At 54.2% G+C, this 19,580-nt stretch carries 13 protein-coding genes and 2 pseudogenes; 5 read left to right on the forward strand and 10 right to left on the reverse strand.

Annotation, left to right across the window (positions count from 1 at the left end; translation table 11 throughout):
• Positions 1-688: 688 nt before the first annotated feature.
• Together MW046_RS15675 and MW046_RS15680 are read right to left on the reverse strand one after the other, a co-directional pair.
• Positions 689-3,469, reverse strand: coding sequence for a S8 family serine peptidase (locus tag MW046_RS15675; RefSeq protein WP_247995482.1), 2,781 nt, complete (start codon positions 3,467-3,469; stop codon positions 689-691).
• 546 nt (positions 3,470-4,015) lie between these two features.
• Positions 4,016-4,180 (reverse strand): hypothetical protein, encoded by a 165-nt coding sequence (locus tag MW046_RS15680; RefSeq protein WP_247995483.1) that lies wholly within the window; start codon positions 4,178-4,180, stop codon positions 4,016-4,018.
• 429 nt (positions 4,181-4,609) lie between these two features.
• Between MW046_RS15680 and MW046_RS15685 the strand changes: the two genes are divergently transcribed.
• A complete protein-coding gene (locus MW046_RS15685) occupies positions 4,610-5,896 on the forward strand; it encodes a beta propeller repeat protein (RefSeq protein WP_247995484.1) in 1,287 nt (428 codons plus the stop codon).
• A gap of 958 nt (positions 5,897-6,854) precedes the next feature.
• On the opposite strand, the gene MW046_RS15690 is transcribed toward MW046_RS15685, so the two are convergent.
• From MW046_RS15690 to MW046_RS15705, 4 genes are all read right to left on the reverse strand, one after another.
• Complete coding sequence (locus MW046_RS15690; protein WP_247995485.1) at positions 6,855-7,892, reverse strand: pre-peptidase C-terminal domain-containing protein; 1,038 nt, start codon at positions 7,890-7,892, stop codon at positions 6,855-6,857.
• A gap of 385 nt (positions 7,893-8,277) precedes the next feature.
• Positions 8,278-8,487: a hypothetical protein gene (locus MW046_RS15695; protein WP_247995486.1), complete on the reverse strand. Its 210-nt coding sequence runs from the start codon at positions 8,485-8,487 to the stop codon at positions 8,278-8,280.
• 109 nt (positions 8,488-8,596) lie between these two features.
• Positions 8,597-8,974, reverse strand: coding sequence for a hypothetical protein (locus MW046_RS15700; protein ID WP_247995487.1), 378 nt, complete (start codon positions 8,972-8,974; stop codon positions 8,597-8,599).
• Between the two features lie 526 nt (positions 8,975-9,500).
• Positions 9,501-11,576, reverse strand: coding sequence for a transposase (locus MW046_RS15705; protein ID WP_247995488.1), 2,076 nt, complete (start codon positions 11,574-11,576; stop codon positions 9,501-9,503).
• 216 nt (positions 11,577-11,792) lie between these two features.
• On the opposite strand from MW046_RS15705, the gene MW046_RS15710 reads away from it, so the two are divergent.
• A complete protein-coding gene (locus MW046_RS15710) occupies positions 11,793-12,227 on the forward strand; it encodes a winged helix-turn-helix domain-containing protein (protein ID WP_247995489.1) in 435 nt (144 codons plus the stop codon).
• Positions 12,228-12,355: 128 nt separating this feature from the next.
• Here MW046_RS15710 and MW046_RS15715 read toward each other — a convergent pair whose 3' ends face one another.
• The 4 genes and pseudogenes from MW046_RS15715 to MW046_RS15730 all read right to left on the reverse strand — a co-directional run bounded on the left by MW046_RS15715 (position 12,356) and on the right by MW046_RS15730 (position 16,486).
• Positions 12,356-13,624, reverse strand: coding sequence for a hydroxymethylglutaryl-CoA reductase, degradative (locus tag MW046_RS15715; RefSeq protein WP_247995490.1), 1,269 nt, complete (start codon positions 13,622-13,624; stop codon positions 12,356-12,358).
• 512 nt (positions 13,625-14,136) lie between these two features.
• Positions 14,137-15,204, reverse strand: coding sequence for a hemolysin family protein (locus tag MW046_RS15720; RefSeq protein ID WP_247995491.1), 1,068 nt, complete (start codon positions 15,202-15,204; stop codon positions 14,137-14,139).
• A 69-nt stretch (positions 15,205-15,273) separates the two neighbouring features.
• Positions 15,274-16,139, reverse strand: a pseudogene (locus MW046_RS15725) (universal stress protein).
• Positions 16,140-16,246: 107 nt separating this feature from the next.
• The gene (locus MW046_RS15730; RefSeq protein ID WP_247995492.1) at positions 16,247-16,486 is read right to left on the reverse strand and encodes a hypothetical protein; all 240 of its coding nucleotides are present in this window, start codon (positions 16,484-16,486) and stop codon (positions 16,247-16,249) included.
• Between the two features lie 255 nt (positions 16,487-16,741).
• Between MW046_RS15730 and MW046_RS15735 the strand changes: the two genes are divergently transcribed.
• The 3 genes and pseudogenes from MW046_RS15735 to MW046_RS15745 all read left to right on the forward strand — a co-directional run bounded on the left by MW046_RS15735 (position 16,742) and on the right by MW046_RS15745 (position 19,371).
• Positions 16,742-17,635 (forward strand): universal stress protein, encoded by an 894-nt coding sequence (locus tag MW046_RS15735; RefSeq protein WP_247995493.1) that lies wholly within the window; start codon positions 16,742-16,744, stop codon positions 17,633-17,635.
• Positions 17,636-17,742: 107 nt separating this feature from the next.
• Positions 17,743-18,029: pseudogene (locus tag MW046_RS15740) on the forward strand (DUF211 domain-containing protein).
• Positions 18,030-18,663: 634 nt separating this feature from the next.
• Positions 18,664-19,371: a hypothetical protein gene (locus tag MW046_RS15745; protein WP_247995494.1), complete on the forward strand. Its 708-nt coding sequence runs from the start codon at positions 18,664-18,666 to the stop codon at positions 19,369-19,371.
• The last annotated feature ends 209 nt before the right edge of the window (positions 19,372-19,580 follow it).

The following is a 19,580-nucleotide window of genomic DNA, read 5'->3' on the forward strand; positions in this document are numbered from 1 at the left end:
AAACTTCGGGGGTGAAGCCACTGAAAGGTTTCTCTGCTGTGGAGGGTGATCACCTGCTTCCATCCCAACAGGCAGGGTTTCCTCATCCGGTGAACGCGCCCCCAGTCGGAACAGTCACTGAGTGACGAGCAACGAGCGATCTACAATCACGAGGTCAATATCCGGACGAGATCCGTCACAGACTCGGGTAGAGTGTCGACAAACTCAGTACGTGAGGAGCCTCACTCGACCGGCACGGAGTCCAGAAGTAACGGAACAGATGGGGGTGAATCACCATACTGTGGTTGAATCATGCATTCATAGCTCGTTTGATGTTGTGAACAGTATACCTTGGCATTCCCACTCGAGTTCGATGACGCCGACGTAGAAACTCAGGAAACGAGGGTGTGGAGAGCAGACCAACTGAACCGGTCCGTAAGCGTATCGAATCTCTCACCGATCGGTCGGCGGTTTCCTGGTAGACGAGCACCGATTCGGGATGTCGACGGTCTGCGAGAAGGCGACAGAGAGACAACTGTTGTAATTGGACCCAAGTGGAACTGTTTGCCGCGGGATCAACTATTTATATCACAGTATATTAAATAATTTCTAGATACTATAAATAGCGTATTATATTATTTATATAATATTTCATATCATTTCATTTTACAAGATAACGCAGGGTTCCGTTCCAACGGCTGAGTCGTCACTATTCATCTACGACTGTTACTAACCGCATCCTCGTCTGGTTCGATCTGGGGTGGCTGTCTCGAGGTGAGCACACCGGTGGGCATCGGCTCGCGTACTCGACGGCGTTCGCCAGAATCTGGTCGGCTGGCTCATAGAAATGCTCGTTCTCGATGCCCTGTGCCCGACCGAGCGTGGCCGCAAGCACTGTTCTGGTCTGTGGATCGACGGCTACCGCCGGGCCGCTCTGGCCCGCGATCGGCGCACCGACAGTAGCGATCACCTGCCCGCTGTAGTTGGTGAACCAGCTTCGAGCGCTCCAGAACATGTTGTGAACAGCAACCGTTTCGCCGGGCTCCGCCACGTCCTCGAAGATCGGGTGACTTTTGGTGACATTGTAGATAGCTGTCGCGGAGCCGGTGTTACTCTGATTCCTGCGTGCTGGATCCCCCGTTGCGTTCGAGAGCTCCCGAATGGCGTTGCTGTCCGAGCCCCAGTTGTCGAGCCAGACGACACCGGTCGCTGGGCTGTCGGTAGCCGCGACGAACGCCTGTACGTTGAGGTCGGCCGGGTCGACGTCCTGCATGACGAACGTGTCGTACGCACCGACCCCCTCCATCGCGTTTTGGTCCTCGAGGAGCGTAATACGGTACTGAGCGGGCAGTTCCTCTTCGAGCACCGTGACGACTTGATCACCGAAATTCTGATCAGAGTCGACGACCGCGATGTCCGTGACCTCCGCGAACACCTCAGTTGGACCGGTTGTCCGTTCAATGGTATCACCCTCACCGTGGAAGGTGTGGGTTACGGAGAGTTCGCCGGCCGTTCCGGACGTCGTCTCGACGGCGACGTTGAGATCGCCGGAGTATCCACCAAGGAAAATCGGTTCGCCGAACGGCTGTTGGATTCCGTTGACGTACAGTGTCGCATCCGTGGGACTGTAGTTGCCGGTCAGCTCCGCGGTGTACGTATCGAGATTCGCCACCTCGGCAGTTACTGACGCGCTCTCGCCGCCCTCGACTACGGGGGGCTGGCCGCTGACGATCCGCACGCCGAGCGCATCGACGAGCGTGAAGTTCTGTGTGGTGAAGGTGCCGTTTTCGACGGTAACCGACGCCGTTGCGTTCTCATAGCCGAACGCGGTGGCGCTCACGTCGTAGGTGCCAGGGCGGGCGCGTAGGATGTACTGACCGCTCGCGTTCGTTTCGACTGTGAACGATGGAGTTGAAACGGCCGCATCCTCGATGGGTGCACCGCTCGCATCCGTGACTGTGCCGGTGATGCCGCTTTGGGCCGCCACCCGATCGGTCGCGGCCGTGGCGTTGATGATACCCGCACCGTATCGGGTGTCATTGCCATCGCGTGGGTCACAGCTCGGCGAGCACTCCTCGGGTTTAAAGGCGGTCTCGAAGAGCGTTGATTTGATCTCACCTGTCGGCAGGTCGCCGCCAGCCGCCGAGAGCATCAGCGCGACCGTCCCCGCGGTATGGGGCGTGGCCATCGACGTCCCGGAGAGTTCCGCATAGTCGTCACCGGGAATCGCACTCTTCACGTCCACCCCCGGCGCGGCAACGTCGGGCACGACGTAGGAGTCAGGCCAGTCGTCGGGGGCGTCCTCACCCCAGTCTTCGGGGGTATTCACAACCTCTCCGCTTGAAAACGATGCGATACCGCGGGTTTCGTTTGATGCACCGACGGCGACTGCATCATACACGTTGCCAGGCGAATCGCTGTTCCCGCCCCCAAAGTTGCCAGTAGCGGCCACGGGAATTGCTCCGGCAGCCTCGATGTTTTGCGTCGGTTCGATCAGCGCCGAGTGGTAGCCCCACGAACCAAAACTCATGCTGACGACGTCGGCATCGTTGGCAACCGCCCACTGCATCCCGGCAGCGATCTGCGTAAACGTGCCCTCACCGTCGGGGAGGACCAACCCGTGCATCAGACTGACGTCGGGCGCAACGCCGATGTATTCTCCGCTGGTATTGCCTCCCGAGACAGTTCCGCTCGTGTGAGTCCCGTGCTGGTCAGTGTCGTGCGGAACTGACCCTTTGACGCGGGTACCATTACTATCGAACTCGGCCCACCCGCCGGGATAGGTCTCGTTCGACTCGTTCGTGGTGTAGAGATCGATATCGGGGTGATCGATGTCGACGCCGGTGTCGAGCACTGCCACTTTCACGCCCTGGCCCATGGTGTCGTACTCGTTCCAGACCTCGGTCGCGTGGATCTGATCGAGACCGTAAGTCGTGTTGTAGGTGGCGGTAGCTCCAGCCCGGTTGGTGTTCAGTGTGCCGACATTTCCATCATCCGTCTCCGATGTCATAGGCTGTGGCAGACCGAGTTCGAAGTTGGCGTGCAGGCGCTTGACGCCCTCGATCTGGGCGATGCTCTGCAGACTGACGTCGTTCTTATCGACCTCTAAGAGAACTGCGTTGGCGATCCACAGTCGACTGAGGACGGTCACCCCGTCTCCGTTCTGGTTGGCGACTCTGAGAACGGGCCGTTGAGTCTGCTGGGCGTGGCGTTTAAGCGACTGGATCGCCGCTTGCCGACTGGCCGTCATCGGGACATCAGCCGTCTCAAGCCGGACGACGACCGTGACTGTGCCCTCAGATTTTGTTAGAGCTGGATCGATTGTAGCCCCAGGTTGGTCCGGGCGAGTGGACTGCTCTATAGGTCCGTTCAGGTTGGAATGGTCCTGTCCATCATCGATGTTCTGGTATGCACTACTAGGTGTACTGCTGATACTACCGTCTCCCGCTTGCTGTCCCGCTCCCAGCATACCGATAAACGGTGCTGTCATAGAAAACGTGACGACACAAACGAGAACAATCGCTAGACGTTGGTTGCTTCGTTCGTATGTCATGGGTTCGTTGATAATTTTCGCTTATCTCCGCATTGGGGTATCGTCACTACGAATTATTCCGTAATTCGGATGTATATATCCATATTATATGGGGATAAAAATATTACTTAAAGTTATACAATATATTGATTATAGGGAAGAATATATGTAAATATGTATCTTCATGTCTCCATTTGGAAATCATCCAGTATCACTGTATCTAGTCAAATAATATATTATTTGTAAACGCTTGTGAGAGGTAGGCATTCGAGGTAGATCTCGATACTATCTATGTATGCAGATCGCCAGCGTGTAATCGCCACACAGTAGCAGTTCGGATCGTAGAATCTGAGGCGTTGCACGATATTAGTGACGTTGCCGCGATTGACGCCGCCTACTTCGACTGCTCTCTAGCCACCTACCACTCCTGTCGCGGACGAACTACCGCAGTCAGACACTTGAAGCACCGAAACGCCTCGATACAGATCCCAAGCCATCGTCAGTCTATAGGGCGGTTCGGTCGCAGCTTTCGAACGTCTTCATTTCGTCGAGGAAGGCGGATCGGTTCGAGTGTTTCTTTTTCGGGTTGGTGACGATCCCCTCGAACTCCTCGTCGAAGCCCCGTTCGCGCATCTCTTCGAGGTACATAACTACTGACTTATATGTCATCTATGATAGAGTGTCGGATAGAGCCGAGCAGGGATACAAATTTGCGACGCTCTCAGTTGTCGGGTGGAATATCCAGGTGGTGATCGCTGTCGAACCAGTACGACATTCGTTCCTCCCACGTGGGAGAATGCGTACGAACGATCTGTTCGCGCCCGAACGACCTCAGTATTGTTGATGCATTTATCACATACATGACCGTTCGTGCCTGCTCATACTCCGCCAAACGCTTACCCGCTCGACTCGCCGAGGTGCTCTATTTTCTGTGAAATTCAGTAAATAAAATCATCATCCCAAATAAGTTTGGCACATATAATTATATTGATTATATTTAGATAGTTAAAATAGGGTTTATTACAGCTAATACCGATCCAACTCAACCATCTGTAGTCAATGAGAAAGCACTTTTCGCTGAAAGTTGAATATTTATCAATGGATCGAAGACGATTCCTTGAGCGAACAGCCACGACAGTAGGAACGGGAGTCGCACTTGCAGGATGTTCGATGGATGACGAATCCGGGAACACGAGGAGCACAGATCCTAAAGAGAACGGATCAGAAACAGAACCGGAACCGGAACCGGAACCGGAACCGGAAGGGGGTGATGGCCGGCCGTACACCCACTACGATCTCAACGTTCGTACCGAGCGGGAGGCGGGCCAACCGGTCTGGATCGATCAGAACGGACGTATGTACGGGCGCGACGGTCCCGACGTGGTAGTCAGCGACGACTGGTGGGAAACGACCGAGACGCTCTACTCGTTCGAAGGTGATCCGAAGCTTGGGGATGAGCGTGTCGAGACAGTTATCGTTCCCGATAGTGGACGGATACTCGTCGGGATCGGTGGCCATTTCGACGAGACGACGGGACGTCTAGAGCTACTCAACGAAGATCTCAGCGGATCGGAAACCCTCTATGAGTTTGACTGGGGTCGGACTTCCAACAGCATGGGCCATGCCGTCCATGAGAATATCGTGGTAATCTCTTGCTATGAGGGATCGGACTTCGATAACGGGAACCATGCAAATGAGGTGTTGCTCTCAACCGACGGCGGGGAAAGCTTCGAACTGGTGCTTGAGCCCGAAACAGTCGACATGGATGCCGCTAATAACCATATCCACGACGTGGAGTACGATCCGTATGCCGAGCGGGTTTGGGTCGCTGTCGGCGATCACGGAAACTCACAGATCTACTGGAGCAACGACCATGGTAGCTCATGGAAGGAGCTCACCGAGCGCGGTGGAGTGACGATGATCACCCAGGTGGCGGCATTCAAAGACTGTGTCGTCTTCGGTACGGATGGAGCCCCAGAGGGTATCATTCGCTGGGAACGCGAAGGACCTGACGACGAGCCAAACGGAGCGGGCGATCTGGTCCGTCCACACGTACAGATAGAGACGGACCCTAACGATGACACGATGGAAATGTACGCCCGACGCCGATGGCACATTCGTGAAGACCTCGAGTCGGGCCGTGAACTCTGTCTCATGCCGTTTGGCTACTCGCCCATGCACGACACCGCAGAGGATTCAGTCGTTCTCGCGAGCGTCGACGGGGATGAATGGTACGAACTCTACCGAACCGAAACCCGGGAGATCTTGCTCACGAACGTCATGGGCCCACTGTCGATGGACGGTGATCGGCGAACGCTCATCTCTGACAGTAACCAGGGGGACGGATATCAGGTTGATGCAACAGTGCCGAAGTTTTGGGACTAAAAATTCTCTCTGCTCACTAATGTGCCCGTTTCGTCAATGAAGATCACTTTTCCGGATATTATTCGATCGTATAGTTATCGAATCGACGGACTGCATCTCGATAGAGAAGGTAGCTGGATCCAACAGTAATAACGATCCAGCCAATGAGACCGCCTACTCGAATTCCATAAGAAGACAGTACGACGCTCCCAGCACTAAGGATCACGAGTACGTCTTGAATCGATGAAGAGATAAGCAACACCAGAATCCCGATTCCCCCCAATACAGAGATGGATATCAAGTAAAGTCCAATAGCTATCAGACGTGGCCGAACAGCCTCGTGGCTCTGTCCAATTGTGGGTGCGTCAAAACGGGGAAAGCGAATCCCGATCGCTGGAGCACTTACAACCGTTGCGATAGTCAGGACAGCACCTATTATAACAAAGCCAATAGCACGATCCAACTGATACGGACTGAAAAGCCCGCAAGTGCTGTTGTTATGATCGTGAGAGGAAGTCCATACAAGAGACCTGGAAGCATCACACCACGAATATACTGTACCCCTGAAACTGATGACGTTAGTGTTGCTGGCAGTGCAGCACCTTCGTCACCGAGAGGATTGAGTCCAAACACTGCTCCAACAAGTATGGGAAGACAAAATGAACAGAGCACTAGAACAACTGCCATTAGATTGTCCATCCGGACTGAGATCATCCCCGCATAAACACTAATAGAAATAAATATAATAATAAATGATGCCTTCCTGGGTGTGCGACGAAGACGCAACACAACTAACTGTGCAACACGTCTTGTTGGGACGTTTACGATGTATGGTATGGTGATCGGAGCGATGGCTGCTGCAAGCGTGTTAGTACCACGGTGCTGAAACTGGGAGGGTTCTGATTCCTGACGAGCAGCACCACGATCAGTTGCCCAGTAAGCAGTGGCGAGGCGAACGGAGAGAACTCCACCAACGAGACTACCAGTCGCACTCCGACCGTTCGGAGGCGTCAGCATCGGTATCATCTATCGTCTCTTCGAAATCTGACTGGTCGGTCCCATCCGTGTTCATGGATGACTCGTCTGTGGTATCGTCGACAGTAATGTCACCATCATCCACCGATTCGTCCGAGTCAGTCTGTTCGGTCTCGTCGGGTGTCTCGGTCGGTCCATCATCAGTCACCGAATCGTCTTCGTTTGGCGATTCGTTGTCATTATCACCGGAGACGCTGACAGACAGCTCGTAGGGATCTTCCATGTTATACGATCCGATCCCTTCCTCGTAGGGATACGTGTGAATGAAATACGTCCCGCTCGCGTTTGCAGTGTGGTTGAGCTGGGTGGCCCAGGGCGGCTTATCAGTGACAACGTACTCGTTATGGTGTCCAGTGATCGTCGCATCACTCGCATTCGGTCCAAGGAGTTGAGCGTTCATACTCGCCGTCACGCTGATCGTCTCACCTTTGTCGAGATCGATCGCGTACGTATCTCGGTCGGGACCACTCATCACTGCCGAGATCGTCTCACCCGACTCGATTGGGGTTGCCGACGCTGGCTGCTCGTTCGGATCGTACTGATCGAGTCGCTGGGTCTCAACCGTGAGGTCGTACTGGGTGATATTTTCCCCTTTCACCCGAACGTAGTACGTCCCGGACTGTTGAGCCATCGTCCCACCCAATGCCTGCATGGTAGCACCAGCATTTGGCCGATAGACTGGACCCATCACATCGCTCGGGTATTCGTTCACCTCGTCGCCGGACGGCCCGAAGATGTCGAACCGTGCAGACTTGTTCTCGTTGATGATCGAATCGTTGGAACCAAGTTTGAGATGCACCCAAATCCGTTCACCCGCTTCCACATCGAACGCGTACCAGTCGACATCATCTGAGTCGAGCGCTCCGGTCTCGGTACTGTTGGCGGCCATCCCCATGGCGGTCTCGCGGCTGTCGCCGTCGTCCGACTCCTCGGCCAACACGCCTGTCGTCACCGCACCGCCGCCGCCGACGGAGAGGACCACCACTACTACTACTATACTGATCGTTAATCGTTTCCTAGTCATCGTGTCATGATCCGTGGACGCTACCGCCACTCAAGCGTTGACACCAGCGCTGTCGGATCATATATGTGTGTATTCATATTAATAATAAGTCTTATGGCCAACAGACATGTTATTAAATAGTATGTCTTGTGGTTCCGATTCCGCTTACACCCGACGAACGGGATCGACAGACAGCGACAATTGGCATGGAGATGCGGATATAATGGTTGCCCGCCGCGACTTCACCGAGCCGGCAGATCCGTCTGTGAAGTGGCTTGCATACCGCGTACACCCTGTTATCGCCAACTGTTTTCCAGACACCGTATTCGACCGTACCATCGTCAATGATAATATAGCTTAAACTTTAGACATCATCCATCAGCGTTGTATCGCCGTCATCGGTAGGACGTGTCCATTCTTTTTCCCCGGTTGGGACATTGATCGCTGCGAGGGGTGATGGATCACTGTCACCGGCTAGTCCGACGATGAATCCGTCTGCGTACGCGTATGGGAGCACGCCGGTGGCAGTGGACGTTTTCCAGCGTTCGAGTCCCGACCGGAGATCGAGGGCCACGGCAGTGTCTCCGTTATTGATGTACACCGTTTGCCGACACGCAAGACTGCACTGGTGCCGCTCGTTCGACGTCCCCACTGCGCACTCCCGTCAGTCAGATCGACGGCAGCTAGGTGGTTGCGAGACCCGACGAATAACTGCTTGTTGCCGAGCGTGGGACCGTTTCTGACTCGAAGCGAGGGTTCGGTCCAGCGGAACGAGCTTTCGGTCCAGGGAAGGGTTCCGAGTTGGCTCGTTTGCCATCGTTGTCTGTGATTGTGGCTTGCCAAGAGACGTTCGGTGTCCCTGTCAGTCCGTTCGCCACCGGAGTGTGGCCCGTTCGTGCCGGGTCATGTCGCTCCATCGGCCACGCTCCGGTTGTGATCTGCGGGGTACGTTCGGGAGGGCTGAGAAACCACCCTCGCGGGAGCATGAAACTCCCGATCGTCGCACCGACGCCGACCGCAAGTGCCTGCCGACGAGTGACGGGAGATCCGTTTTGAGTCATTAAGAGCTACTTCCATCATAATGTGATATTACTATATATTTATGTGTTGGGTATCCAGTCTACGAGGGATCGTCGACCTGATCCGAGCGCTCAGGGAGTGGTGCTGGCTCGTTGCTTACGATTGTGCTGTTGTTTCCCAGAAGAAGCCGGTGTGCTGTGGTTCGGGGTGAATCTGAGTCAGTTATGTTCGGTTAGTAGCGGGATACAGACAGCTTGCGTATACTTGTTGTGTGTTTCCAGACGCTGACAGTCTGGAAAACCAACGGTCGATATCACAAGGATATGCATGGTGTGTATAAACTTCATGTCGCTATAGCAAATCCTGTATGCTAGTGATCACTAGTTTCACGAGAAACGAGCTTCAGAATTATCTCTGCCGATTTATTACGTAGTAACACTTCGTGCAATTATGTTCGTTGTAGAATCACTTGGGTCGAACTCGGTGAATAACCGGTGAGAAGGGTAGGTACTGCGGGGTTCAGAAAGTGTTGCCACTCACGAGAAAGCAAACCCGGAGACGAACTCGTCAGTCAGGCGGGTCCAACCCTACGTAGTCCTTCGCAATCGTCAGGAACAGGTCAGCTGTCACGAGTGGCTTGTGCCGGAATTCGGACTCGGCTAACAACTCCAACTTCACCAGCAAATCGACCAACCGCCACACATTGTACAATGTGCAGGCGAAGAGGAAGTTGAAAAACCGGTACTCATGATCCATCGACGTGGTGCGAACACGGAAGCTCTTGATCTTCTTGAACCCGTTCTCAATCCCCCACCTGTGCTTGTACTTCCGAAGGATTCGGCTCACCATGTGGGCCTTCTCGACCTCCGACCTCCCCTCATCGCCATCGTCTCCTTCTTCCGGGATTTCGAGGTCCGGGTGATTCGTCTCGAACAACATATACAGCCGCGTGTCTTCCTCATTCCCTGGCAACTCGCGGTCTTCTTCCTCTTCACGGACCTCGTCGATCACGTCACCAAACATCCGCCCAACATTCTCCACCTCCTCATCAGTCACCTCCGCAAACTCCTCAAGCAATTCCTGGCGAGTCTCATCGTCCTCATCTTCCTCAGGGTCTTCCGACTCGTCATCATCATCGTCGTCTGCGTCATCACTCGTCCGCTCAGCGTTCATCGCCGGAACGTACACACACTTCCGAACAGGGCCATCATCCTCCGTCTCCTCGGGCTCTTCATCTTCGTCTACGAAGTCCGTAAGCTTCGTTCGACCAGTATCTTCGTCGGTAGGCGATTCATCACGCTTGATATGGACGAGCTTGCCCTGGCGACGAAGGCGAGTACACTTCGCGCGTTCGCTCGACTGCATCTTCCCCGGGTTCAGATACCAGACATCGTGCTCTTCGCACACGTCTTTCACCGCGTCGTGAGCAAATTCACGGTCCATCATCAGCAACTCAATATCAACCATATCAGTGGCCGACTCTAACAGGAGATCGACAATTGCAGCCCGCGAAAGGCCCCGAGGCACCGGAAGTGCATCCAAGACGAGCGGGACATCTAACCCGACGATTTGGATGCTTGCCCACTGGAAGTACAGGTCTGGCAGGGCGTCTTCATCGTCACCGTCTTCTTTGTACCCGAGCAACCACCGATTCGCCAGATTCCCGTTCTCATCGAATTCGAGTTTCGTATTTTCCCGGTACGGGTTCGACTCCGTAATGTCAATACTGGCGAGCACCCCGCTAACAAGTTCCGAGTCTCGCCGCGCTCGTTCGATCAACGCTTCGGTTGTATCGCGGTGCATTTGCCGTGCGGCATCCGGACCGATTTTCTGCAAGTGATACCGGTGCGTGCTGCCGGTCTGGACGCGGTCGCGCGTGGTTTCGGCTGCGAAATTCCACGTCCCGTCTTCCGCGTACATCTCTTCGCGCGACCCGATGAATGTGTGTCCCTCGAAAAACGTGTTTTCGTGGATTTCAGTATTCACCCCACGTGGAAGAGAGTAGTTCTTGGTCAACATCGGCTTCCCGTGCTTCCACACCTTCCGCGTGTTCGCTATCGTGCGATCCCGAACCGTGGAGTCATCCTGCGTCACGTCTTCGGGAGCATCGACACTCGGGTCCGGGTGGAACACCTCGTCAGGTGCAGGCACGTCATGCTCACGTACGACGTTCACGAGCACCTGCCCGATGGTCCGAATGACTTGCTTGTGGGTGTCTGTGAGTCTGCCGTCGTTCCAGACACGCCACAGCGTTGATTTCGACGCCCTTCCATTGTCGAATCCAAGGGACTTCACCAGCTCTGGATTGTCGTTGAGGTAGTCGATAAGCGCGGTCTCACCGCCCCACCCTTTGACAATACGGAGCAGGTGTGCCCTGAGTAATGCTTGGGGCTCTCGCTTATCGTGCCACTCAGTAATGTCGTATCCGAACTTCCAAGGGTCCAACGGGAGGTGGCAGAGTGCTTCTTCTAGGTTGTTGTGAGCGAGGTGGGTGAACCATTCTTCGATGAATGCAGCGGCATCCCATGCGAGCGGCCACGGCTCACTGCTCACTGTGTCGTGAGAATCTGCGTACGGCCACTGTGGATGTGACTCTCGGACAGAGCTGAGCACCGCTTGCGTCGTGTCCGGGGTGGCTGTCATGCGTTGAGAGGGATGTACTTTGATTCGAAGTGTAAGTACGGGGGCGGTGGTTCCGGAATTTCCGGATAGGACTACGTAGAGTGTGTATAAAATCAACAACCGCTTGAGCCGGATTCGCTCTGTCGAGTGATTGTATTCGAAGTGAGATATGAATCATAGCTAGCTTCGTTCGTCCAGAAGTTTCACTACGGCCGGCGTTGATACAGCGGGTAGTGCATGGCTGACACGGTGAGGGAGTACTGTACCTCTCGCGGCGCTCTCGGTGTTCTCATCCTGCTGTATAGCGACCCGCAGCGGTTCACAGACCTCGCGGAGATGCTGCACATCAGCGACTCAACGCTCACGTATCGCCTCGCAGAAGCACGCGATCTCGGCCTCGTCACTCCCGAAATTGACGAGCAGGAAACGTCGGTCGGTGATCAGTACCGGCTGAGCGAACGGGGTGCGCTCATTGTGAAGAAACTGGACCAGTTGGGTGTTACTCACGCGTATCGAACGATGCTGGACATGCACCAGCAGGTCGAAGACGGTCGCAGCGACCTTGACGAGTGGTTAGACGACGATGAAACAAAGAGGAAGTTAGCGCGGTGTAGTGACCAGGACCCGTACGTAGACCCGTTCGGTGATGACGTAACAGGGTACTCAGGGTAACTAGGCTCCGGTACATTTTCTCATAGAGTCTGTCAGAGGAACACTTCGCGCAGCGACAGTTTCACTCGGAGCCGCTCTAGACCAACCGATGAGTCACGTTGTGTAATTACCAGGGATTACGGCCAGTCTCACTGGCTCAGTTCTTCGGCCAATTCACGGGCTCGTCCAGCCCGAATATCATCTTCGGCAACCATCCGGGCCGCAATTTCCTCAATTAGTTCATCGGGTGCGTCGGTCTCACGAGCAATATTTTTCGCATGAAGTTTCATGTGTCCAGTTTGGATTCCTTCATCAGCCAGTGCACGCATACTGGCGATGTTTTCTGCGAGCCCAACGGCTCCGAAGATGGCCACTAACTCGTCACTCGATTCAACATCAAGGATCTTCATCGCTGCACTAGCAGTTGGATGGGCACGAGTAGCGCCGCCAACAGTGCCCACTTGGACTGGTACCTCAATACTGCACGACAGATTGCCTTCTGTATCGATCTCGTAGGTCGAAAGCGGGCCGTATCCATCATTGGCTGCAAAGGCGTGAGCGCCGGCCTCAATGGCTCGCCAGTCGTTCATTGTTGCAACAGCAAGCGCGTCCATCCCGTTCAGGATGCCCTTGTTGTGCGTTGCTGCCCGGTACGGATCACCGGCGGCGAAGGCCCACGCATCGACAATTCGGTCCCTGACCTCTTCTCCTGACAGCGAACTCTGCTCGCGCTCAAGCATCTCTGGCGTGATGGTACACCGAACACGCGCAACTCGGTGATCCGCTAAGTTTGATAACACACGGAGAACGGCTTCCCCACTGGTCTCTTCTTCAACGAGCGGGGCCACTGCCTCTGCCATTGTGTTGACTGCATTCGCTCCCATGGCGTCCTGCACATTCACAAGGAGGTGAACGACAACCATGGGGCCACGAGGGGTGTCTACGACACGAGCAGTAACGTCCTCACACCCGCCACCGTGAGAGACGAGGACACCCTGATCATTAGCCATAGATCTAATCTCGTCAGCTCGTTCGAGAACTCGCATTTTCGCACTGAATGGGTCACTGATGTCTCGAATTTGGATTTGTCCGAGCATATACGGTCCCGAGACAGAGGTTGAGAATCCGCCCGTATCACGCGTAAGTTTCGCCCCGTACGAAGCGGCTGCCACGACGGAGCTTTCTTCAACCGCCATTGGCACAAGTACGTCTTCGCCATCGATAACGAAGTTCGTCGCAACACTCAACGGGAGGGAAATACTGCCAATCACGTTTTCACTCAAACTATCCATGAGTTCGCTATTAGGCCCCTCCCGCAGAGCGTCAGAATCTTCTTCAGAGAGGAGGCAGCGACTCGTAATGATTTCACGTCGTCGCTGCGGAGTTTCTTCGTAGAAGTCCGGAATACGTGAGTCCATAGAAGTTAGTCAAATTCCATCCAGTTAGTTGATAGGGTTAGTGGAATGATTCTGTGGACCGTAGTCTCTATCCGACGATATCTCCATAGACTGCACAGAGTATTAGAGGGCGTAGTTGAACCTCCTCACATTAAGAACCATTTAGAACTACTGAAACGAGGGGTAGCTAGTGAACTCGTCCAGACCAATCCGTTGAGCCCTACTTCAGAGGATGGATTTCTGTAAACGGCTTTTACTCACGCAGGTTGAAATGGAATTTGCAATATCGTATCACAAAAAGGCTTCTATCAGTATGCTATTCGATCTGCGATACTGTGGCAAGACTCCCTGAAAACCCTGACGAGCGTGCGATCACCTCTGTTTGCCAGAAGTTGGCCCAGTAGATTTGTCATGCATAGCTACCTGCGAAATGTAGATATCGAGTATAGATTTCGAGCCCAACTGTGCATGAGCAATCTACCACACCGACCTCAGATCTGTCGGAACCAGACCCTCGCTGTACATATTGTCGATTACTCGATATACGCTGTATCGATTGGATCCTCGATATCGCCCATAACCGACTCGAGAAGGTCCGTCACGGTGACCATCCCGAGCACCTCCCCATCCTCGATGACGAGTGCGAGTTCCTGGTTTTCGGTTTGGAACTGATCGATAGCGTCGCTCACGTCGACATCCGGTGAAAGAGTCATCGGAGGGGCTGCTAGCTTCGTGAAGTCGATATCGCCCTCAGCCATCCCGTCACGATATCTAACCAAGATCGGGAAGTACACGATTCCATGAAAATCTATCAACTCATCTCCGACCAACGGATAGCGTGTATGCGGATTCTCCTCCATCCGATGAAAATTCTCTTCGATATCATCCTTTGTCGAGAGGACGACGATATCGTCTGCGGGTATCATAACCTCACGAACAGGTTGTTCGCCGACATCGAGTGCATTCATCACTTCGTCGCGGCGTTCCTCGGAGAGATCACCCCTATCGAGAAGCGACCCGAGTCGGTTCCGCAGGTCGGCCCGGGACTCGATAACGTCTTTTTCCGTTTCGAGCCACGCGCCGGTCATCTCGATGCCGAACAGTCTGAGTGTCCACTTCGCGATCCAGTCACCGAGTGTGATGAGTGGGGAGATCGCCCAGTTGAACCAATACAGTGGTGTCGCGCCGTATCGACACACCATTCGGGACCGTTCGACACCGAGGTAGGTCGGTGTCTGTTCGCCGTGCGTCAGATGGACGAGATTGATGATGAGAAACGCGATAATACCACCCGAGCCGATAGCGGCCAGCACCGTGTTTTCGAATAGCGGCTCGAAAATGGCTGCTAACGCGGGTTCAGCGACGATCCCAACCGCGATACTCGACGCCGTGATGCCAACCTGGCATGTCGTCAGATAGATCTCCAGATTCTGCGTCATCTCCCACGCCCGCTCGAGCGCCCGATAACCATCACCCACGAACTCCTCCTCACTGAACTGTCGGGCCCGGGTGAGCGCGAACTCGATCGCGACGAAGAATCCGTTCGCCAAGATAAGAAACACCCCCGCACCGAGACGGAGCCCAAGCTCTATCGAGTTCATTAGCTGTATGTACTGACACAGCGGCTAAATAAGTACAGGAATCGCTAACCCTTTCAGAAGACCTCGGCGCTACTCTGGCTCTGCGAGGGTAATGACCGGGACCGGTGCAGAGTGGACCGTTTTTTCAGCAACGCTTCCCAGCAGTATGCGATCGGTCCCGCGCCTTTCTGTTGTGCCCATCACGACAGCGTGGATGTCGTTCAATTCGCTATAGTCAAGAATCGCCTCAACAGGCGACCCACGTTCGATATGCCGAACGGTATTCGTATCCTCGTCTCTCTCTGCCTTCGAGATGATGTCCTCGACAGCGTCAATCGCGACTTGTTACGTCCCTGTTCAGAAATGGCTGACCGAACCATCCAGCCCGAGTGCGGTGTCGTCTATGACAGACAGAACGTGGACGGTGGCACCGAGGGACGCCGCGAGTAGGAGACCATGACAGCGTGGGTCGCTGCAGTACTTCCGTCCGTTGGAAGGAGGATATTCTTGTAGGGAAACTCCAACTGCTCGTCGGGTTGCATCCGTACTGTGAGGACAGGGACGGAAGAGAGTCGGACGACCTTCTCAGAAACACTTCCAATGAGGTACCGTGAGAACCCCCCGCGGGCGTGCGTCGACATCACGATCAGATCGTACCCGTAGTTCTCGGCATACTCGATGATCGTCGGGGCCGGATTGCCCTGTACGACATCGGTATCGTACGCGACTCCAAGTGTGTCCAATGTTTTCGCGGCCTCGTCAACGATCTCCCCACCCTGTTGAACGAGTCCGTCGACCATCTGGTCTTCAACGATGGTGACACTGTCGCGAGTCGTATCAGCAACATAGGGACATGAATGGTGGCATTAGTCCAGTGTAAAATTTCTCTGATATGATGGGAGCACCGCCGCTGCTCCGTCCCTACCGTCGAATGGGAGAAGGAGGTTCTCGTACATTGTTCAGTGCGAAATGCTACGATGGCCAAACCCTAATGGTTTTCACCAACTTCTTGAAGTGATAGTCTCTGATCGCGAAATAGCTAGGTAGTAGTTCATAGTCATAGTCATCCCTCGCCACCCAATTCCGCGAGTGTAAGGAGAAGTCCCGGAACAATCAGCAAAATGAGGCCGCCAACGATCAGGACAAGCGGTAGCACGAGGAGTCCCATGTCCGTCAGCAACCAGAGCCCGAGACCACCAAGGAGAGCAAGCAGGCCGATGAGACGGAGGAGCCAAACGAGAGCACCTTCGAGTTCCGAATCTGCGACTACGTCTGCGAGTTCAAGGATGTCGTCCATTGACATGCAGTCCTCATAGCTGTAGCATCATATATTCCGGTGCCTCCGCTGTAGCCACGACCGTACCTGTGCTCTTTGTGTCGGGTGGCTCAACGGAAGCGTTCACCGGCGTGGCCCGTTTTGTCAGTAATTTGTTGTCGGGACGACAAACGGTGATGAGTATAGGGTTCCTTTTCGTTGCCAAACCATAATCGTGGAAGAGAGACCTGCAGGTGACGGGACAGCAATTTTTCCTCCCCAGAGCGTCGATTCGAATAGTGTATGTACGATACGATACTGATTCCGTGTGACGGGAGCGAGGCAAGCACCGCTGCCCTTGATCATGGCCTCGCCATTGCGGACACACACGACGCAACAGTCCATCTCTTGCATGTTGTAAACGTTGGCACAGAGATCGCCGCTACGGGGATGGCTGTCGGAGAGGTGATGGATACGCTGACAGATGCAGGCCAAGAGATATTGTCCGAGGCAGCAACTCGTGCAGAGGACGCTGGCATTGCCTACGAGCAGGAGTTGCTCGAAGGGATTCCCTATGAAGCGATTGGCGAGTACGCCACCGACCGACCGATCGATCTCACTGTCATGGGAACAACAGGGCGTTCGGGGGTAACAGAACGTCTCTTAGGGAGTACGACCGACCGGGTGCTCCGTCGCACTGACACGCCCATTCTGATTGCCCCGGACGCCGATGCAGCTAGCACCGACAGTGGATCGTATGCGCATGTCCTTGCCCCAACGGACGGGAGCAACAACGCCGAACGCGCAGCGCCATACGGCGCCGATATCGCACAGCACGCCAACGCGACGCTTCACATCGTCTCTGTCGTGGATGTACAGGCTGAGGGGGGCGTATTCAGCATCGGTGGGGTCTCCGAGGAGTTCATCGACCAACTCGAAGAGCAAGGCCATGAGGCCGTCTCTCACTTTGCTGACCGTGTCAGCGAAACCGACGCAGATGTGGATCTCAGTAAAACAGTTACGCAAGGAACGCCACACGAGGCCCTCCGTGAGTACGTCGCCGATAACGGGATCGACATTGTAGTGATCGCCTCGCAAGGTACCTCAAATCTTGCTAGCCAGCATCTCGGGAGTGTCGCGGATCAGGTCTTACGCACGGTTGATAAACCGATACTGGTCGTACCACCAGCAGACTGATGGGAACAACGTGACGACAATGAATCAGGAGACGGAGTTTCGTTAAATCACTCTGTGTCTCCGAGCGGTACTGGAGGTTTTTCCATCCAATTGCGTCTAGAATAGCAATGGCCCCGCTACAGCGCTTAGTTATTGCTGTTCTGAAGCCCTATGAACCGACAACACACGCGTTTACTCAGCAGGTTGCAACCGCCGTCACCGTCACCAGTGTCAATGCGACGTTCGTCGAACTCGATAAAGACGTTCTGAATCTAAGACTCACCAGCGAGGGAACACGATTGAGTACGACAAGGTCGAGGCGAGTATCGAAGGTGCGAGCGGGACGATCCATTCAGTCGATCAGGTCGTTCGTGGAGAGTACATCGTCGAAGATACGCCGACACCACAGGACTGATGGGACGAAACCCGATTCCAACTCTGACTTCGGATCATCGTATCAAGTTAATTGTCCCATTTCAGAGACGATCTTAGATGACGAGTCGGCTGATGAATCCGTAAGGCCAGGACAACGAAAGAGATCAGCTTCCCTCTCGTCTATTCGGCCGCTGGAACTGTCGGCTACATTCACACCGGCTATCTGACCATCGCCGTCTGTCTGGCTCCGATCATCTTCGTGAACGCATGGAGGGCTGACCGGTCCGGGCGACACAGACACACATCGACGGCGTGGTCTCAATCACCTCGGCGAACACGTCCGATCACGACTATCACATCGAAGACGATACGACTCACAGCACCGACTGAGTTCAAATCAACGAGTAGGTACCCACTCGTGATTTTTTGACCAATGACTTATGCTGAAGCATAGGGTGGCTTCAGGAATCGTATCGGAGGGGTTTAACGCAACGAGTCGAAACGTCGACAGTAACAACGGTACAATCATAGCTCGTGGAGAAGGAAGCGATCCGACATGCTATTAAGTATATAAATATAGCAACCTTAATAAATAAGAAATAATATATAAAATATATTATTATATATGTATTGAATTGTGATAGAATATCATATGTCGGTGATATATATTCTCGATGAGTTCTATGGATCCTTCTCAGTGGCTGCTTGATGATGTCCGCGATCGGCTCGAAACAGCCCCAACGCTTGCCGATTTCGTTCGACAAATAAATGTGATACTGGTTCTCCAAGACTCGGACTGCAAGGATTTTGAGACACGAAAATACGACGCTGGGCCACTCGTTCGTGCGTTGTTCTGCCGTGAGCTTGCCGGTCTCTCGTGGAACGGGCTCTACGAGTTCCTCTCGACGGAGCACCGAGCCGAACGGCTCGGATTCGATCCAACGAAATTCGGGAAGTACAACACGGCCCCAACCCGCCAAACACTCACGACTGCGTGGGATGTGGGCCTCTCAGATGAGATCAAGCGTGCTATTCTCTCGTTGAGCGAGCGCCTCGTCGCTGCTGCCTACGAGAACGATGCTGCACTGGATCTCCGGCTCCCACGGCACGTCGACGAGTCCGAGTCTGCCCTCCGTGACCGCCATGTTGGCGACTTCTCGAACGAGCAGATTCGAACACACGTCCGGTACGCTCGGGAGATGGTCTTCGGAGCGTTCGACTCTGGACGGGCAGCGAACGCGACATATCTGGATAGCCGGTTTGACGAACTCCAAGCACTGATGGCGCTGGGCGGATGGTCGAGCTATGACGCGATCGAACCGTACCTTGCTGCCCCGACCGAGGAGAACATCATCGACTCGATGACTACCGTCGCGTTGTGAGGGTCGATACGAAGAACGTGCATCTCATGGACTCGGGCGATTTCACGAAGATTGGGTATTCCACCGACCCCCAAGCGCCTTTGGCTCGTTGTTGTTCTCATATGAGGAAATTACTAGGGCTGGAGTGCTAGCAGTATGAGGAACTTCTATATCCATTCTACTTCACCTAATGAATATATACCACCAAGAAAAATATATTATATTAATGA

This window comes from Halocatena salina (genome assembly GCF_023115355.1).
Taxonomy (GTDB): Archaea; Halobacteriota; Halobacteria; order Halobacteriales; family Haloarculaceae; genus Halocatena; species Halocatena salina.